This is a genomic window from Gordonia sp. YC-XJ4 (genome assembly GCF_059511865.1).
The window spans coordinates 4,519,432-4,534,615 of sequence record NZ_CM183447.1; the positions used below are offsets into that span (position 1 = coordinate 4,519,432).

The 15,184-nt window shown below is 67.0% G+C and carries 14 protein-coding genes; 3 read left to right on the forward strand and 11 right to left on the reverse strand.

Features of this window, described 5'->3' with window-relative positions; genetic code table 11:
• The first annotated feature begins 5 nt into the window (after window positions 1-5).
• The gene (locus tag AC5ZH6_RS20040; RefSeq protein ID WP_006367780.1) at window positions 6-884 is read left to right on the forward strand and encodes an acyl-[acyl-carrier-protein] thioesterase; all 879 of its coding nucleotides are present in this window, start codon (window positions 6-8) and stop codon (window positions 882-884) included.
• Here the strand turns inward: AC5ZH6_RS20040 and AC5ZH6_RS20045 are convergent.
• The 5 genes from AC5ZH6_RS20045 to AC5ZH6_RS20065 form a co-directional block, all read right to left on the reverse strand.
• Window positions 868-1,440 (reverse strand): DUF3558 domain-containing protein, encoded by a 573-nt coding sequence (locus AC5ZH6_RS20045; protein ID WP_020170368.1) that lies wholly within the window; start codon window positions 1,438-1,440, stop codon window positions 868-870. The two genes, AC5ZH6_RS20040 and AC5ZH6_RS20045, sit on opposite strands and share 17 nt — an antisense overlap.
• A complete protein-coding gene (locus AC5ZH6_RS20050) occupies window positions 1,437-2,342 on the reverse strand; it encodes a DUF3558 family protein (RefSeq protein ID WP_006367778.1) in 906 nt (301 codons plus the stop codon). The genes AC5ZH6_RS20045 and AC5ZH6_RS20050 overlap by 4 nt, the downstream gene beginning before the upstream one ends.
• Window positions 2,343-2,398: 56 nt before the next feature.
• Window positions 2,399-2,593: a hypothetical protein gene (locus AC5ZH6_RS20055; RefSeq protein ID WP_006367777.1), complete on the reverse strand. Its 195-nt coding sequence runs from the start codon at window positions 2,591-2,593 to the stop codon at window positions 2,399-2,401.
• Window positions 2,594-2,698: 105 nt separating this feature from the next.
• The gene (locus AC5ZH6_RS20060) at window positions 2,699-4,267 is read right to left on the reverse strand and encodes a hypothetical protein (RefSeq protein WP_006367776.1); all 1,569 of its coding nucleotides are present in this window, start codon (window positions 4,265-4,267) and stop codon (window positions 2,699-2,701) included.
• Window positions 4,268-4,395: 128 nt separating this feature from the next.
• Window positions 4,396-4,890 (reverse strand): DUF4188 domain-containing protein, encoded by a 495-nt coding sequence (locus tag AC5ZH6_RS20065; protein ID WP_006368424.1) that lies wholly within the window; start codon window positions 4,888-4,890, stop codon window positions 4,396-4,398.
• A 48-nt stretch (window positions 4,891-4,938) separates the two neighbouring features.
• On the opposite strand from AC5ZH6_RS20065, the gene AC5ZH6_RS20070 reads away from it, so the two are divergent.
• Window positions 4,939-5,535 (forward strand): TetR/AcrR family transcriptional regulator, encoded by a 597-nt coding sequence (locus AC5ZH6_RS20070; RefSeq protein WP_006368423.1) that lies wholly within the window; start codon window positions 4,939-4,941, stop codon window positions 5,533-5,535.
• A gap of 207 nt (window positions 5,536-5,742) precedes the next feature.
• On the opposite strand, the gene atzF is transcribed toward AC5ZH6_RS20070, so the two are convergent.
• From atzF to AC5ZH6_RS20095, 5 genes are read right to left on the reverse strand one after another with little or no spacing between them, the layout of a single operon-like run.
• Window positions 5,743-7,404 carry an allophanate hydrolase gene (gene atzF / locus AC5ZH6_RS20075; RefSeq protein ID WP_006368422.1) on the reverse strand — a complete coding sequence of 554 codons (1,662 nt, stop codon included), beginning with the start codon at window positions 7,402-7,404 and terminating at the stop codon, window positions 5,743-5,745.
• Window positions 7,401-9,386 carry a 5-oxoprolinase/urea amidolyase family protein gene (locus AC5ZH6_RS20080; RefSeq protein ID WP_006368421.1) on the reverse strand — a complete coding sequence of 662 codons (1,986 nt, stop codon included), beginning with the start codon at window positions 9,384-9,386 and terminating at the stop codon, window positions 7,401-7,403. The genes atzF and AC5ZH6_RS20080 overlap by 4 nt, the downstream gene beginning before the upstream one ends.
• Entirely contained in the window at window positions 9,383-10,054 is a 672-nt protein-coding gene (locus AC5ZH6_RS20085) for an urea amidolyase associated protein UAAP2 (RefSeq protein WP_006368420.1), read from the reverse strand. The genes AC5ZH6_RS20080 and AC5ZH6_RS20085 overlap by 4 nt, the downstream gene beginning before the upstream one ends.
• A gap of 54 nt (window positions 10,055-10,108) precedes the next feature.
• Window positions 10,109-10,945 (reverse strand): urea amidolyase associated protein UAAP1, encoded by an 837-nt coding sequence (locus AC5ZH6_RS20090; protein WP_006368419.1) that lies wholly within the window; start codon window positions 10,943-10,945, stop codon window positions 10,109-10,111.
• Between the two features lie 56 nt (window positions 10,946-11,001).
• Entirely contained in the window at window positions 11,002-12,603 is a 1,602-nt protein-coding gene (locus tag AC5ZH6_RS20095) for an amino acid permease (protein ID WP_006368418.1), read from the reverse strand.
• Window positions 12,604-12,814: 211 nt separating this feature from the next.
• Between AC5ZH6_RS20095 and AC5ZH6_RS20100 the strand changes: the two genes are divergently transcribed.
• Window positions 12,815-13,447, forward strand: coding sequence for a TetR/AcrR family transcriptional regulator (locus tag AC5ZH6_RS20100; protein ID WP_006368417.1), 633 nt, complete (start codon window positions 12,815-12,817; stop codon window positions 13,445-13,447).
• Window positions 13,448-13,477: 30 nt separating this feature from the next.
• Here the strand turns inward: AC5ZH6_RS20100 and AC5ZH6_RS20105 are convergent, their stop codons facing one another.
• On the reverse strand, window positions 13,478-15,133 hold the full coding sequence (locus tag AC5ZH6_RS20105; RefSeq protein WP_006368416.1) for a GGDEF domain-containing protein: 1,656 nt from the start codon (window positions 15,131-15,133) through the stop codon (window positions 13,478-13,480).
• Between the last annotated feature and the right edge of the window lie 51 nt (window positions 15,134-15,184).

A 15,184-nucleotide genomic window follows, 5' to 3' on the forward strand; every position in this document is an offset into this window, starting at 1 on the left:
TTCGAGTGAGCACAGCCGCCCGGCCCGACGCATCCGGACAGGTCCCAGGCGATCCCGCCACGACGACCCCACTCCCCGATCGTAAGACCGGAGCGCGGTACTTCGAGGCCGGGTATCGGGTCCGCACCGGCGACGTGGACCAACAGATGCGGGTACGGCTCGACGCCGTCGCGCGGTACCTACAGGACGTCGCCAACGACAACATCGAGGCCACCGACTTCGGCGACACCGATCCGTTCTGGATCGTGCGTCGCACCATCATCGATGTCATCGTCCCGTTCTCCTGGCCCGCGTCGATCACCGCGCAGCGCTGGTGCGGTGCCCTGTCCACCCGGTGGACCAACATGCGGGTGCGTCTGACCGCCGACCACGAGACGAATCGCTTCAATCCCGATCCCCGCCCGGCCGGTCTCATCGAGACCGAGGCGTTCTGGATCAACGTCAACGATCTCGGGATGCCGTCACGACTGTCGGACAATGCCTTCGAGATGCTCTCGTCGATGACCGACGAACACCGCCTGCGGTGGAAGTCGATGAATCCCGAGACCGCGCCCGCCGCGGAGATGCTCGATGTGCCCGACCGTCCACATGTGTTGCGCAGCACGGATTTCGATCCGTTCAAGCACCTCAACAACGCCGCCTACCTCGAGGCGATCGAGGACGAGCTCGGCGAGCACCCCGATCTCATCGACGGTCCGCACCGGGTGGTCATCGAATATCTGCGCCCGATCGTGCCGGGCACGCCGATCACACTGCGCCGCATACGCGAACCCAACCAGCTACTGGTGTGGATGATGGTGCCCGCAGACGACGACAGCCCGGACGAATTACGGGTCGCAGCAACGGTGTCGGTGACGCGCGCAGCGTTCACTGACCGCCGCTGAGCACCAGTTCCATCAGTTTCGTCGGCGCGGCGCACGGGTCCGCAGCGGCCGAGCCGCCCACCGGCTCGACCCAGAACGAGTAGATTCCCCGACTCGGCGCCCGCGTGGTCACCCCGCAGACCGCGGGGCGGCGCGGATCGGTCGAGGTGAAGGCGGCCTGACTGGCGACCTTGACGTTGTTGGTGGTGTAGCCGAGCTTCTTCGCGGTGTCCTTCTCGACGTTGACGGTGCCCCATTCGAACCAGTTGAAGGTCACATACGCCGCCACCGGGCCGTCGACGTACCACCGGCAGTTCGCCCCGAAGAAGATGGCCTCGGCGCCCGTACCGCCGACCGCCTTGGCGATTTGGTCGGTGCGCAGGATCTGGCATTCGAGGGTGAGCTGATCGTATTGATCGGTGTCGACATTGCCGGACTGGTCTCCGCCCTGGGAGTTGGCCTGCTGCACCGACAACGGCGTTCCGTCCACCGATCGGGAGCATCCGGCGGCGACGACGGCCACCACCGTCACGATCAGCAAGACCAGCACGGCGCGAAGTCGGTTGCGGCGCCTCATTTCGCACGCTCGATCGACATCGTCGACAGTTGACGTGCGGCGGTGCAGATCGCGTCGGGGTCGGTCGGGGTGGTGCCGGCGACGCCGGTTCCGGAACTGACCGACCATTCGAAGAAGTCCGCGCCGAACTGGATTCCGATCTCACAGATGCCCGGGTCGGAGGCGATGAAACCCTTGTGCCCGTTGATGTCGATGTCCTTGGTCGATTCCCGGGAGAGTTGCTCGGTGGCCCGCTCACGGCCGATGGGCGAGCCCCGGTACCAGTTGAACGAGGCCACCGCGCCGGTGCGACTGGGGCCCGAACTCCATTCGCACACAGACGGATTGTCGACGACGAGGGACAGGCCGCCGAAGTTGGTGATCTTGCCGACCTCGTCGGTGGTGACGCCCCCACACTCCCCGAAGTACGGTCCACCGCCGGCCGGCCCCGGGGCCTGCGGGGTGTTGCGGGTCGGCGCGGAGGAGTCGTCGGAGTCCGACGAACACGCACCCAGGAGGACGAGGAGCACCGCGAGTACCGCGGTCAGCCCGAGAAAGCCTGCGCCACCGCGGAATTTGTCGAGATCACGCCGCTCTCGTTTGGTGGGACGACCCGCTCCGCGATCCCGTCGCGGTTGGCTGGCCAGGATCTCGCGCGGCGGCGGTGGCGGGCTGTGGTCGATGTAGCACTCGGCCGCCGCCGGCGCCGACACCCGCTTGCTGATCAGCTTGGTGACCTCGACGATGCGTTCACGCCCGGCCAGGCGCACCTGCACGCGGTCGCCGACGGTGACCTGCTGGGCGGGTTTGGCGGTGACATCGTTGACGCGCACATGACCGCCGCGGCAGGCGGCACCGGCTGCCGATCGGGTCTTGGTGAGGCGTACTGCCCAGATCCAGCTGTCGACGCGGGTGGACGCCACGATCAGAGCTCCCGTCGGGGACGGCGCACGATCTCCCCCAGTGACATCGACCGCGCCTACTTCTGCCGGGTCAGCAGGTAGTAGCCACCGCCGATCGCGGCGACGGCGAAGACGATGGCCAGCCATTCGACGCCAAATACCCACAGCAACACGAAGATCGCGATGGCGGGAGACACGGCGACCAGGCTCATCACCGGATGCTGCCGCACCACCTGACCGACGGCTTTGCTCTTGTTCGGATCAATGGCCATCACGTCGGAGTCTCCTTGTCGGCGAGTTGCCCCATCCACTGTAACGAACCGGGTGTGGTGCACCGGCGAAGTGCGCGGTGGTGCTCGCACCGACGTGGAAAACCGTCAGCCGGCCGGGCTGGCCGCCGGGACGCCACCGGAGCTCTGGGTGCCGCCGGAGTCGGTACCGGTGTCCGTGCCCGCCGATGAGGTCGGGGCCGCCGACGGCGCGCTGGTTCGCGTCCCCGACGAGGTGCTCGACTGTGACGACCGGCTGGTGCTCGACGACGAACTCACGGTGGTGCTCGTCGTGCTGCTCGACGTCGCCGTGCTCGGTGTGGTGCTCGACGTCGTGGTGCTCGAGCTCGAGGAGGTGGCGCCGGTCTCGGCGTCGGTGGCGGCGCTCCGCGCGGCCCGTGAGGTGGTGGTCTTCGTCGCGGCCAACGTCCGGGCCGACGTCGTCGTCAGCGCAGGCGTGCTGCTCACATACGGTCCGAGCGGCGCCAGCCCGAACGGGAAGGTGATCTGCGGGATCGTGATGACCGGGATGATCTGGGAGGTGTCGAGATCACCGGTCACGATCTGCGGCAACGCAAGCATGTTCGGGCGGGTTGCGCCGTTGATGGTCGCGGTCGGGTAGATCGTGATCGTCGAGCCCAGCCAGTTCACGGTGATCGGCGCCGACAGCCCGTAATCACTCGTGAGCGCCAGCAGCGAATTGCCGCCGAGGGACAGGCGGGTGAAGTCCTTGCTGAGGGTGAATCCCTGGCCTGCGACGAATTTTCCGAGTGCGGTGGTCAACACCTGCGCGGGATTGAACACGACTGCGGTGGGATCGGTCAATGCGAACTGCACCTGCGGAATACTCTGCAGCTGATCGAGTTTGAAGTCGAAGGTACCCAGGACGTTGGCACACGCACCAACATTCTCGGCATATGCCGCAGTCAGTACGCCATAGCAGCTGACGTTCTTGATCGGCGGGATCGAGGTACCCGTCGGGATTGTGAAGATCTCGATCGGGATGGTACTCGTGGTCCACGCATTGGCCATACCGATGATCGCGAATGCATATGCCGTCCGGCCGTCGCTCGCACCCGCTGTCGCGAGGCTCAGCGGGAGATACGAGATGGCCGTGGCCTTGCCACCACCCGACGCAAGGGCGAACTGGAAGCCATCACCGATGACCTTCGCGGAGCCCTCGGGAAGGGCAGCATCGGGGACCGGAACGGTGACGCCGAGGATCTTGCCGTTGATAGCGAGACCGGACACAGCGTTGAATACCTGCTGCGCAGGCGTGTAGACGGCGTCCGGCACAAGATCAATCGACGTCGGCAACACAACCGCCACGCCGGTGCCAGTGGAACCACTACAGTCAGCGCCACCGTTGATCGGGCCGCCGTCGGACTCCGAGGAGCAGAGGTCGAAGCGCCACTGCTTCGCGAGCACCTGTGTGACACCGTTGTTCGCGAGCGCAGCTATGACGTCACCGATGGCTCCTGTCGGACTCGGAATCGACGTAGGCAGCGATGCCGCCCGCGCCTGCCCCTCCCCCATGCTCACGCCGAGTCCGATGGCCAGCACCGACAGCAGCGCAACCACCGCAACCCCGAAGCGCCGGTGGCGTGGTGGCCGCGGGCTCGGCGGGGAAATACGTTCTGGGCGCGCGGTTTCGCGGCGGGTCAGCACATCGGCCATGGTGTCCAACTCCTGGTTCCTGAAGAGAAGCTGAGACAGTAAACCACGGCTAACCCGAGCCGCGCACCCAATTCATCATCAGGCCATAACGTGCAGTTTCGACAACATGTCGAGCGAGTCCGAAGCGCTCAGACCGAGTGCGACATCTCCGCCACGTTGTGCCGACTGCGCTGCGCGGCGGTCTTGGTTCCCGGACCCACCGGCACGGCACCCACCGCTTCGGCCAGACCCCACGGCGGCATCCCACTGGTGATCGTCTCGTGTTCACCGATCACGTAGGTCTCGTGCCAGATGCCGACGGCATTGCGATCGGCGAAGCGCTTGTTGAACCATCGCCACGCCGGCAGATGTGGCGCCTGGGCGTCGGCGGCGAACCGGCGGATGTCCTCCGCACTCCGCCAGTACGACACAACCATGATCGAAGGCCCGACATACAGCCGTCCCGACAGCAATCCGGCATCCGGATTTCGCTTGAGGTACACCAGCATTCGTGGCATGGCAAGGAACACGGCAAGCCACGCCCCGGGATGTCGGAGCCGCGGCATGCTCATGCCGATGAGGAACAGCGTTGTGCCCTCGGGCGGGGTCTTGTTGGTCATCCGTCGAGCCTCGCGTGCAGTCATGACGACTCCTCGTTTCGTAACGTTGTTACGAAACGATGTTATGGAACGATGGCGGGTATGGCAAGACCCAAGATCCACGACGACGACCTCCGCAGGCGCCTCGTCGACGAAGCCACCGCGATCGTCGAGACGGATGGGCTCGGGACGCTCTCGGTGCGATCGGTGGCGCGCGCGGCGTCGACATCGACCACCGCGGTGTATTCACTCTTCGGCAGCAAGGACGATCTCACCCGAGCGGTGCTGGTACGCGCGCTGCGTGACTTCACCGCGGCGCAACGCGAGGCGGGTACCGAGGAGCCGATCGAGCACGTCACCGGACTCGGAACCGCTTACGTCGGTTGGGCTTTGGCCAATCCCCGACTCTACGAGCTGATGTTCGGCCTGAGCGCACTCGGTATCGAGGCGACCGAGGAGACCATCGCGGCCGGCGCCGACGCCTTCGCCCCGTTACACGAAGCGGTGGCCGCGGCGATCTCCTCGGGCGCGTTCCGGCCGGCCGATCCGACGACGGTCACCGCGTCGTTGTGGGCGCAGGTACACGGCGCGTCACTGCTGATTCTCGCGGGCTTGTTTCCCGACGGCGCCGACCCCGTCCCCGCCATCTCGGCCATCGTCGACGGGTGGCGAGTTGACCCGATCAGGTGACGATTGATGGCCGCCGGGCACCGGATACCCATCGGCACAAGGGGTCTCGAGGCCTCGTCGCTGGCGCTCCTCGGCACCTCGACCATCGGGAGAAGAAACCTCGACCATCGGGAGAAGAACCGCCTCACCGTCGGGAGAAGTCACCAACTCGACCATCGAGGGAAGCTTCCATCGGGAGCACAACCGCCTCAACCATCGTTGGGAACGTCACCACCGATCCCGACCGAGCCTCTCCCCCTCGGCTCCCGCGTCGGCCGCGCAGCCGAATCCGACGACCCATCGACCGTCGGACAGCTCGACCCGACCCAGCATCATCGGTTCAGGTAGGGCGGCGAGGAACTCGCCGAGGGCGGAGGGCGAGAGGATCCATCGCTCTCCGTGAATCGACTTACCGCACTCCGGGTCTCGGATGAGACCCGGTTTGGGAGGTACGGTGTCGAGCTTCACCAGCCGATAGTTCGATGCGGTGCGTACCTCCCCCGCCCACCGGGCACCACGCCCGGACAACTCGTGGGTCAGCGGACCGCCCCGCATGTGCGCCCCGAAAACCGCCAATTCCACTCCGGCGGCATGCGATTCCGGCCACGCCGCACGCGGCACGCGGTCACCACAGTACCGGCGGGCGAGATCCATGATCGCCGCATCGTGATGCGCTTTGCCCAACAGCGTGATCCCGAATTGTGCTGTGCTGCCGTCCGGCTCGGTGACCGTGCCGGCGGGTACGGCGACCGCGCACAGGTCGAGGAGGTTGCAGAAATTGGTGTAGGTGCCCATCCTCGAGTTGACGCCGATCGGATCGGCGGTCACCTCGTCGATCCGGGGGTGGAGCGGTGCCGTCGGCACCATCAGCGCGTCGGAGTCACCCCACTCGCGCATCGCCCGCTCGCGCAGCTCGGCCAATCGCCGGTGTGCCCGCAGCAGGTCGACGGCGCTGAACCGATCGGCACCGGTGATGATCGCGGCGACCGTCGGATCGACGCCCGCAGCCACCGGATCGGCGAGTCCGGTGAGGAATTCACCCACCGCGTCGTATCGCTGCGCGACGAGTGCGTCGTCGTAGAGCAGCGTGGCGGCGGCGAGGAAAGCCGACAGATCGATGGTCTTCACCCGGAAGCCGGAGTCCTCGGCGCGTGTGACCGCTTCGGCGAAGGCTGCCCGCCACGCGGAGTCGAGTTCGGGAAGTTGTTCCGGGACGGCGAGTACCGGTGTCTCGGGGGCGGCGAAGGCGACGTGTCCGTCGAAGGGGCGGGGCCCGCGGGCGGCAGCCATCGCCGCCATGGCACGGTCGGCGGTGTCGAGGTCGGCGGCGAAAATTGTGACGACGTCATGATCGGCGCAGGCTGGCACCACACCGGTCGTGGACACCACGCCCACGGTCGGCTTGATACCGACGATGCCTTGCAGCGCCGCGGGAACCCGGCCCGAGCCGGCTGTGTCGGTGCCGATGGCGATGTCGGCGAAACCCAACGCCACCGCGACCGCAGACCCGGAGCTCGATCCACCGGAGATGCGGTCGAGACGACGCGAATCCCGCACCGCACCATGAGGACTGCGCGCGCCGACCAGTCCGGTCGCGAACTGGTCGAGGTTGGTCTTGCCGATCACCACCGCGCCCGCCGCGCGCAAGGCGGCCACCGCCGGGGCATCGGTGTCGGGGGTGTAGGCGTAACCGGGACACGCCGCGGTCGTCGGCACACCGGCGACGTCGACGTTGTCCTTGACCGCCAATACCGTTCCGGCCAGCGGCCCGGCCGCGGCGAGCGACTCCGCGTACTCGGCGGCGACCTGCGATTGCGGGCGCAGCGTGATGAAGACCTCCGGCCGGTCGGCCTCGGCGATACGTGCGTAGAGATCGTCGATGCGTGTCATGCGGCGAATTCCCCTCCCTGCGACCAGCGTTCGCGTTCCTCGGCGCGGGCACTCTCCATCGCCCCGCGGGTGGCGTCGATCTCGTCGGCGTGCGCGTCGAGGAACTGTTGGTGTGCCGACAACGAGAACATACCGTCGGTGATGCGGACGGAGTCGCCGCGGCCCGCGGCGACGTCGGCGCGCATGTCGAGGAGTTCCTCGGCGCTCACCGGATACCAGCGGATGCGGTCGAAGAAGCGCAGCAACCACGGGTGCTCCGGATCGAACCCGGGTGTGGTCTGCGGGTGTCGGTGATTCCACACCTGGGTGGTGCGGCCGACGAACTGGTATCCCCCGGGGCCCTCCATCCCATAGATGCAGAGGTAGGCACCACCGATGCCGACGGCGTTCTCCGGGGTCCAGGTACGCGCCGGATTGTATTTGGTGGTCACCAGCCGATGACGCGGGTCCAGCGGAACCGCCACGGGTGCACCGAGATACACGTCGCCGAGACCGAGCACCAGGTACTCGGCGTCGAAGACGATGCGGTGGACGTCGTCGACCGAGTCGAGCCCGTTCATCCGTCGGATGAACTCGATGTTCCACGGGCACCACGGCGCATCCGACCGCACGCCGAGCATGTACCGCTCGATGGCCTCGCGGGTCGCCGGATCGTCCCACGACAGCGGCAGATCCACCACCCGACTCGGAACCACGAGGTCGTCGGCGGACGGGAGCTGTGCCTCGCATTCGCTCAGCCACTGCAACATCGAGGTCTGTGACCAGACGTCCGGGTCGGCCTTGACCTGCAGCGAACGAATGCCCGGGGTGAGGTCGATGAGCCCACGCGGCCGTTCGGCGGCGATACGTTCACTCAGCGCATGCACGCGTGCTCGCAGCTCCAGATCCAGTCGCATGTCCCCGTATTCGACGAGGATGTTGTCGTCGCCGCTGCGCCGGTAGGTCACCTCGGTGGTGCCGTCGGCGGTGGTCGTGCGCCCGAGGATGCCGTGGTCGGCGTCGCCGCCGGTGGACAGCACGTGCGGGAAGCTCGCGCGGCGGTCGCGGCCCAGCGTCGACGGAGACGCCGCCGCCGTCGAGCGCACCGCCACGAAGCGCACCGTGTCGCCGGGCTTGAGTTGCCCGAGCTTCCATCGTTCGGCGGCGACCACGGTGACCGGGCAGACGAACCCGCCCAGCGACGGGCCGTCGGGCCCGAGCAGGATCGGGGTGTCCCCGGTGAAGTCCAGTGCGCCCACCGAATACGCGTTGTCGTGGATGTTGGACGGGTGCAGGCCGGCTTCGCCGCCGTCACTGCGCGCCCACCGCGGTTGGGGACCGATCAGACGGATGCCCGTGCGGTCGGAATTGAAATGCACCTCGTAGCCGGTCGACATCAGGTCGTCGATGTCGGCGGCGGTGAAGAACTCCGGCGCCGAGTGCGGACCGACGGTCACCGCGAGTTCCCACGAATTGGTCAGCGCCGGGATCTCGTCGGTGAGAATCCGGGTGATCGGCCCCGATCCGGCGGGCCCGATCGGGAGGGTATCGCCGTCGGCGAGGGTCCGTCCGTCCTTGCCTCCGAATCGTCCCATGGTGAAGGTGGATCGACTGCCGAGATACTCCTCGACGTCGATGCCGCCGGCAACTGCGACGTACACGCGCAAACCGACCGCCCCGACGGTCCCGATGTCGAGGACCTGGCCGGCCTGAAGATGCAGTGGAACCCATTGTGCAGCAGGTGTTCCGTCGATGGAGATACTCGCCGGTGCACCGGTGACGGCGACGACGGTGGATTCGTCGAAGCGCAGTCGGGGGCCGGCCATCGTGGCTTCGAGGCCTGCGGCCGAGTCGGGGTTGCCGACCGCTTGATTGGCAAGCCGGAACGACAGATCGTCCATCGGCCCCGACGGCGGCACCCCGACCTTCCAGTAGCCGGTGCGACCGGGCCAGTCCTGGACGGTGGTGAACGGTCCGGCACGCAGGATCTCGCACGCGGTCATCGGGTCACCACCACACGCACCGCGGTCGGGTCGAAACCGTTGCACGGGTTGTTGATCTGTGGGCAGTTGCTGACCAGCACGAGGGTGTCGACCTCTGCGCGCAACGCCAACCGACGTCCCGGCGCCGAGAGGCCGTCGACGATGCCGAGTGATCCGTCGGGGTCGACGGGCACGTTCATGAAGAAGTTGATGTTGCCGACCAGGTCGCGTTTGCCCAGACCGTGCCGTGCGCCGCCGATCAGGAAGTTCTCCACGCACGCGTGCTGGTGTTTGGTGTGGTGTCCGTAGCGCAGGGTGTTGGATTCCTGCGAGCAGGCGCCGCCAAGAGTGTCGTGATTGCCGACCTCGTCGGCGACGATGGTCATCATCGGTGCCGATTCCTGGTCCCGGATCACCGTTCCGGTGGTCAGGAAGATGTTGCCCTGCTCGGCGATCGTCGCCTGTGCGCTGTAGCGGATCGTGTGATCGTGGGCGCCGTAGAAGAGGGTATCGACAGCCTGGTTGCCGTGCAGATCGACGATGGTGAGAACGTCACCGGCGGTGACGATTCCCGACCAGGGACCGCGTTCGCCGACGATCTCGTCGAGGATCACCTCGCCGGGAACGAGTGCGATCTCATCGGCTGATGCCGTCGTCGGGTCGAGGGTCGGATCGAGTGTGGTGGTCATGGTTGTCCCTGTGGGTGTGATCGGGGTGGGTGTGGTCGCGGGTGGGTGTCGAGGTCAGAAATGGGTTGCGCGGTGGGCGTCTTCGCTGTTGGCGACGGCCCGTTGGTATTCGGGGTCGCGGCGCTCGGCGTCGGCGACGAGAGCCTCGAGGTCGGCGGTCGCGCGCCAGGCCAGCACCTCGAGTGGGCCGACCTCGAAATCGGCCGCGGGGTCGAGAGGGTGGGCGGTGTTGGCGAGGGCGACGATGCACGGGAGATGGAACATCAGTTCCACCGCCGTATCGGCGCCCGCCGACCCGGTGGAACGCAACGAGCCGTCGGCGTCGACGATGACGCCGTGGAAGAACGACAACGACGGTGCCACGTCGGTGGGTGTCAACCCGTTCTTGGCGGCGGCCAACACGAGCATCTCGCGTCCGGCAGGACTGCCCGAATGCGGGCTCCCGGCACCATATTTGGCGATGTTGCCGGCGAGGGTCGTGGTGCCGCAGAGTGCGTCGTGATGACGGCTGTCGTCGGCGACGACGGTGGCCAGCACCCGGCCCTGGTCACTGAGCAGCGGGTGCCCGGTCGTGAGGTAGGCCTGCCAGGGCACCTTGACGGTGTCGGCGACGTTGAGACGTTCATGGGGGGCGTCGGCACGCCATACCAGCAGGTGCGCACAGGCAGTTCCGGTGATGTCGCGCAGGCGAAGTCGGGTTCCCCGGGCGAGCACCTTGGTGGTGTAACGACCACCCGGGACGGTCTCGGCCCAGGTGAGGTCGGCGGCCTCGACGCCGGCGGGCGGGTGCGGCCATCCGGTGGCGGGCACCACCGGCATCGAGTCGGTCAGGGTTGTGGCCTGGGACCGGGCGTGCGCGCGGGCGCCGGCGGTGGTTGCGGTGGCATTCATGGTGAGAGTCCTTGGGATCGAACAGGTGTGGTGGTTCGGGGTGATCGACGTGGGAGTCAGTCGACGGTGGCGATGTCGCTGGTCTGGCGGCTGGTTGCGGCCCTGCCGATGGGAGTGACCGGCTTGGGATGCTCTTTTCCCCGGGGGTAGCAGGCGATTCCGACGAGCACCGTGATCGCGATCGAGATCGGACCGGCCCAACGCAGTATCGGCATGTCGCCTGCGGGGTCGAAGATCTCGGTGCGCGGCCAGGCGAGGTTCACGACCATCAGCGCCCCGTAGATCACCGCTCCCAGATTCACGACGATTCCGAATCGCCCGAGTCCGAACAGTTTCTTGCCCTCGGCGTCGACCTCGACGGTCCCCTTCGGCCAGCCCTGCAGACGTCGGTACAGCATCGGTCCGGTGACCGCGAGGTAGGCCAGGTAGATCAGGATGATGCAGACACTCGCGAGGGTCGCGAAGATCGCCGGGTTGCCGACGTTGACCAGGAGGGTCGCGACGCAGAGCAGCCCGATCAGGATGGACGGCGCGATGGGAGTTCCTGTGCGGGCGTTGACATGTGCCAGTCGCGCGGAGAAGGGCAGTCGGCCGTCGCGGGCCATCGAGAACATCAACCGCGAACACGCGGTCTGGATGGCCAGGGTGCAGATGAAGATCGCCACCGCGACGTCGCACAGCAGGACCTTGCCCCAGAAACCACCGAGCACCGAATCCAGCACGTACGGAAGGCCTCCGGTCGCGAGTTCGTCACCGAGTGTCGGAGCGGCCATCAACGCGCCGAGCAGCATCAGGCCACCACCGATCGCCGAGACGGTCAGCGCCATCCGGATGGTGCGCGGGGCGACCCGTCGGGGGTTGCGGGTCTCCTCGGCGAGCTCACCCGCAGACCCGAAGCCGACCATCACGTACGCGGCCATCAGACCCGAGACGATGAACGCCCAGATGTAGCCGGGTTGTTGTCCGGGTAGTCCGGTGTCGAAGACGACGTCGGGGCCGCGCTTGGCGTGGGTGAACAGTGCCAGCACCACAGCGGTGACGCCGACGAGCTCGCAGGTCACGCCGATGTTGTTGACGCGGCTCATCCACCGCACCCCGACGCAGTTGATCGCGGTGACGGCCACGAGCAGTACCGAACCGAGCAGGACCGCATTCGCCGCACCGGAGGTGCTGGTGAGCGTCGGGTCGTCCCCGATGATCTGAAAACCGGTCCAGACGGCGGGCAGGACGACCTGCAGGGCGATCGCCGCCGCGGCCGCGGTGACGATCTGCGCGATCATCATGAACCACCCACCGAACCAGCCGACGACTTCTCCGCCCATTCGGCGCGACCACTGGTAGATCGCACCCGAGATCGGGTAGCGCGCGGCGATCTCCGCGAAGCACAACGCCACCAGGAACTGGCCGCCGTAGACGATGGGCCAGGTCCAGAAGAAAGCCGGTCCGCCGAATCCGAAACCGAGACCGAACAATTGGAAGATGGTCGTCAGGATCGAGACGAACGAGAAGCCGGCCGCGAACGAGGCGAACTTACCGAGCGAGCGGTGCAGTTGCTGGTCGTAGCCGAGGTCGAGGAGGTCGTCGGTGTCACCCCCGCCCGACGACGGTGAGGCGGGAGTCGGGGTGGGCTCCGGGGATGAATGAGCGGTCATGGTCATGGCGATGTCCTTCGGTAGGGCTCCCCGTCGAGCGCTGTATCTGTCAGTTGATAGATAACCGTCGATCTATTTCTGTCGAGTGATAGATATGTTGCGGGCCGGGAAACCCCTGTGACAGCCGTGTTACGCACCGTTGCGTTAGGCTGATTCTGTCGCGAAACCGACCAGCATGCTTTCTTTCCGAGGAGCCGAGCGCGAGGAGCCAGCCGCCATGTCCCGTACCGCGCCTCCCCGCGGCACCGGCCCCGGGCGGCCTCGCCTGACCGAGCCCAAGCGGCGCGGAGCCACTGCACGCGACGAGATCCTCGACGCCGCAGGCGAGTTGTTCGTCCGTCACGGCTACAGCGGTACCTCGACGCGCATGATCGCCGATGCGGTCGGCATTCGGCAGGCCTCGCTCTACCACTATTTCAAGAACAAGGACGACATCCTCGCCGCGCTGCTGGACACGACCGTCGTCGGTTCGCTCGAGACCGCGCGCGAATTGCTGGGGTCCGATGCCCCCGCCCTCGACCGGCTCCTCGAACTTGCGCGCATCGACGCCCAACAGCTTGTCGACGCACGCTGGAATCTCGGCTCGCTCTATCTGTTGCCCGAGGTCGCCGACGAGCGATACGCCCACTTCCGTTCCGCCCGACAAGAATTGGCCGGAGCGTACGAGTCCCTGGCCGCCACGGCCCTCGACGACCCCACCGACATGCGCAGACTGCTACCCTTCCGCCTCGTCGAATCGGTGATCATGCTGCGTTCCGACGAACAACGCGGCGAACTCGGAGATCACACCGTCGCCGCGCTGGTCGACACCATCGTCGGCGCGATCCGCGTGCTGCTCGCTGCGCCGTGACGGCGGGGCCGGGCGCGGGCGCGATCCTCATCACACCGGCGGCGAACCGAGCGCCGCGACGCCGATGGCGCCGCCACCGGTGCGTTTGACGTCGAGCATCGCGCGGTCGGCGGCGAACAGGAAAGCGTCCGTGGTGGCGTTGTCACCGAGGTGGGCGATACCCACCGACACCGACACCGGTCCGTGTTCGGGGATCAGCGCAGCGGTCGTCTCGGCGATGCAGGACTGCAACCGTGCGAGTCTGGCGACCAACCCGGACTCCTCCATCGCGTTCAGGATGAGAACGAATTCGTCTCCGCCGTAACGGATTCCGCGCTCTCCTTCGCCGATGATCGCGCGGATACACGCACCGATGGTCCGTAACACCCGGTCCCCGTACAGATGACTGTGAGCATCGTTGAGCAGTTTGAAGTTGTCGACGTCGAGGAATGCGACGAACAGCGCGCGGTCGTCGTCCGAGGCTCGCGCCGCCGCCAGCTGGGTGTCGAGGCAGCGTCGATTGCCCAGGCCGGTCAACGGATCGGTGTGCAGGGCGGCCCGCTGACGCTCGACGTCGAGGCGTTCCCGCGCCTCGGCGAGTGAGCGATCGAAGGCCTGTGCCCGCGCGGCGTCCTCGGTCTGATGCTGACCGATCAACGCGGCCACCGCACGATCGGAGGCCTTCTCGGACTCATTGGGAGCGCGGCCCCTGCGCCGCAGATCGGCCGCCGCGATCAACAGGACCCAGTGCAACTCGGGCCGGGCATCGAGACCGGTGTTGCATTCGACGGCACGGTCCACCGCAGCGATCGCGCGATGATGATCTCCCCGCGCCGACGCGATACGCGCCCACGCGAGATTCACCACCGTCGTCGACGTCCCCGGCGGGCCGTGGCGATGGCGGTCGAGAATCGTCTCGTCGGACGGGCCGCCTGCCAACGCCGCAGCCGCGGCTTCGAGGGCCCGGATGTCGTCGGGCACCATCGCGGGGCGGCCGCACGGACCGTCGGCAGCTCGCCGAAAAGCCGCTGACGCCAAGGCAAAACATCGGGCCGCGTCTATGCGTGCGCGCAGCGCACTCTTGCCGCATCCGGCGTAGAAGTGATACCAGCCACGGATCAGCTCGCCGATGTTGCGGGTGGCGGGCTGGGCCACGGCGTCGGGAGAGCTCATCCGATCGATCCACACGCGTAACTGCACATCCAAGTTCAGGCCCAGCAGGGCGACGGCGGCATAGGTCATCGTCGCACCCATCAGATGCAGCCCGTCGAGACGCTCGGCCCAGCCCGGCTCGCGCCAAGACCGGCGGCCATACTCACGATCGAGGAGCGCAACGCCGAGGGCGAGGTCGCTCATCGATGCGGCGCTACGTCCGCGCGAGAAGTCCGTCGATGCCCGCACGAGGTGAGCAATCGAGCGCCACCGTGGATGGCCGCGAATCTCGGTGAGTCTCACCATCTCGTCGGCCAACGCCGACGCGTTCGTGTGGTCACCGAGATTGAACGTGCTCATCTGGTGGGCGTGCAGGACCCAGAAGGCCGAGTCGGACATCTCCCGCGGGTGCGCCGCGCGCCAGCGAGCACACTCTGCGCGCAATGCCCTCAAGCTGTCGGCGTCGGTGACCATTCCGTACGCCCTGGATATATCGGACTCGGTCAACACGTCGGGCAGAATCAACTCGGGCCCGAATTCCTCGATCTGACGCATGCGCGCCACCACCCCTAGTCGGCCTCTGATCTGTCTGGACCCCCGGAGTTC

Bases quoted from the DNA above. Each gene is read 5' to 3' on its own strand.
- AC5ZH6_RS20045 (WP_020170368.1), bottom strand. From the start codon at position 1,440: ATGAGGCGCCGCAACCGACTTCGCGCCGTGCTGGTCTTGCTGATCGTG.
- AC5ZH6_RS20055 (WP_006367777.1), bottom strand. From the start codon at position 2,593: ATGGCCATTGATCCGAACAAGAGCAAAGCCGTCGGTCAGGTGGTGCGG.
- AC5ZH6_RS20060 (WP_006367776.1), bottom strand. From the start codon at position 4,267: ATGGCCGATGTGCTGACCCGCCGCGAAACCGCGCGCCCAGAACGTATT.
- AC5ZH6_RS20065 (WP_006368424.1), bottom strand. From the start codon at position 4,890: ATGACTGCACGCGAGGCTCGACGGATGACCAACAAGACCCCGCCCGAG.
- AC5ZH6_RS20070 (WP_006368423.1), top strand. From the start codon at position 4,939: ATGGCGGGTATGGCAAGACCCAAGATCCACGACGACGACCTCCGCAGG.
- atzF (WP_006368422.1), bottom strand. From the start codon at position 7,404: ATGACACGCATCGACGATCTCTACGCACGTATCGCCGAGGCCGACCGG.
- AC5ZH6_RS20080 (WP_006368421.1), bottom strand. From the start codon at position 9,386: ATGACCGCGTGCGAGATCCTGCGTGCCGGACCGTTCACCACCGTCCAG.
- AC5ZH6_RS20085 (WP_006368420.1), bottom strand. From the start codon at position 10,054: ATGACCACCACACTCGATCCGACCCTCGACCCGACGACGGCATCAGCC.
- AC5ZH6_RS20090 (WP_006368419.1), bottom strand. From the start codon at position 10,945: ATGAATGCCACCGCAACCACCGCCGGCGCCCGCGCGCACGCCCGGTCC.
- AC5ZH6_RS20095 (WP_006368418.1), bottom strand. From the start codon at position 12,603: ATGACCATGACCGCTCATTCATCCCCGGAGCCCACCCCGACTCCCGCC.
- AC5ZH6_RS20100 (WP_006368417.1), top strand. From the start codon at position 12,815: ATGTCCCGTACCGCGCCTCCCCGCGGCACCGGCCCCGGGCGGCCTCGC.
- AC5ZH6_RS20105 (WP_006368416.1), bottom strand. From the start codon at position 15,133: ATGCGTCAGATCGAGGAATTCGGGCCCGAGTTGATTCTGCCCGACGTG.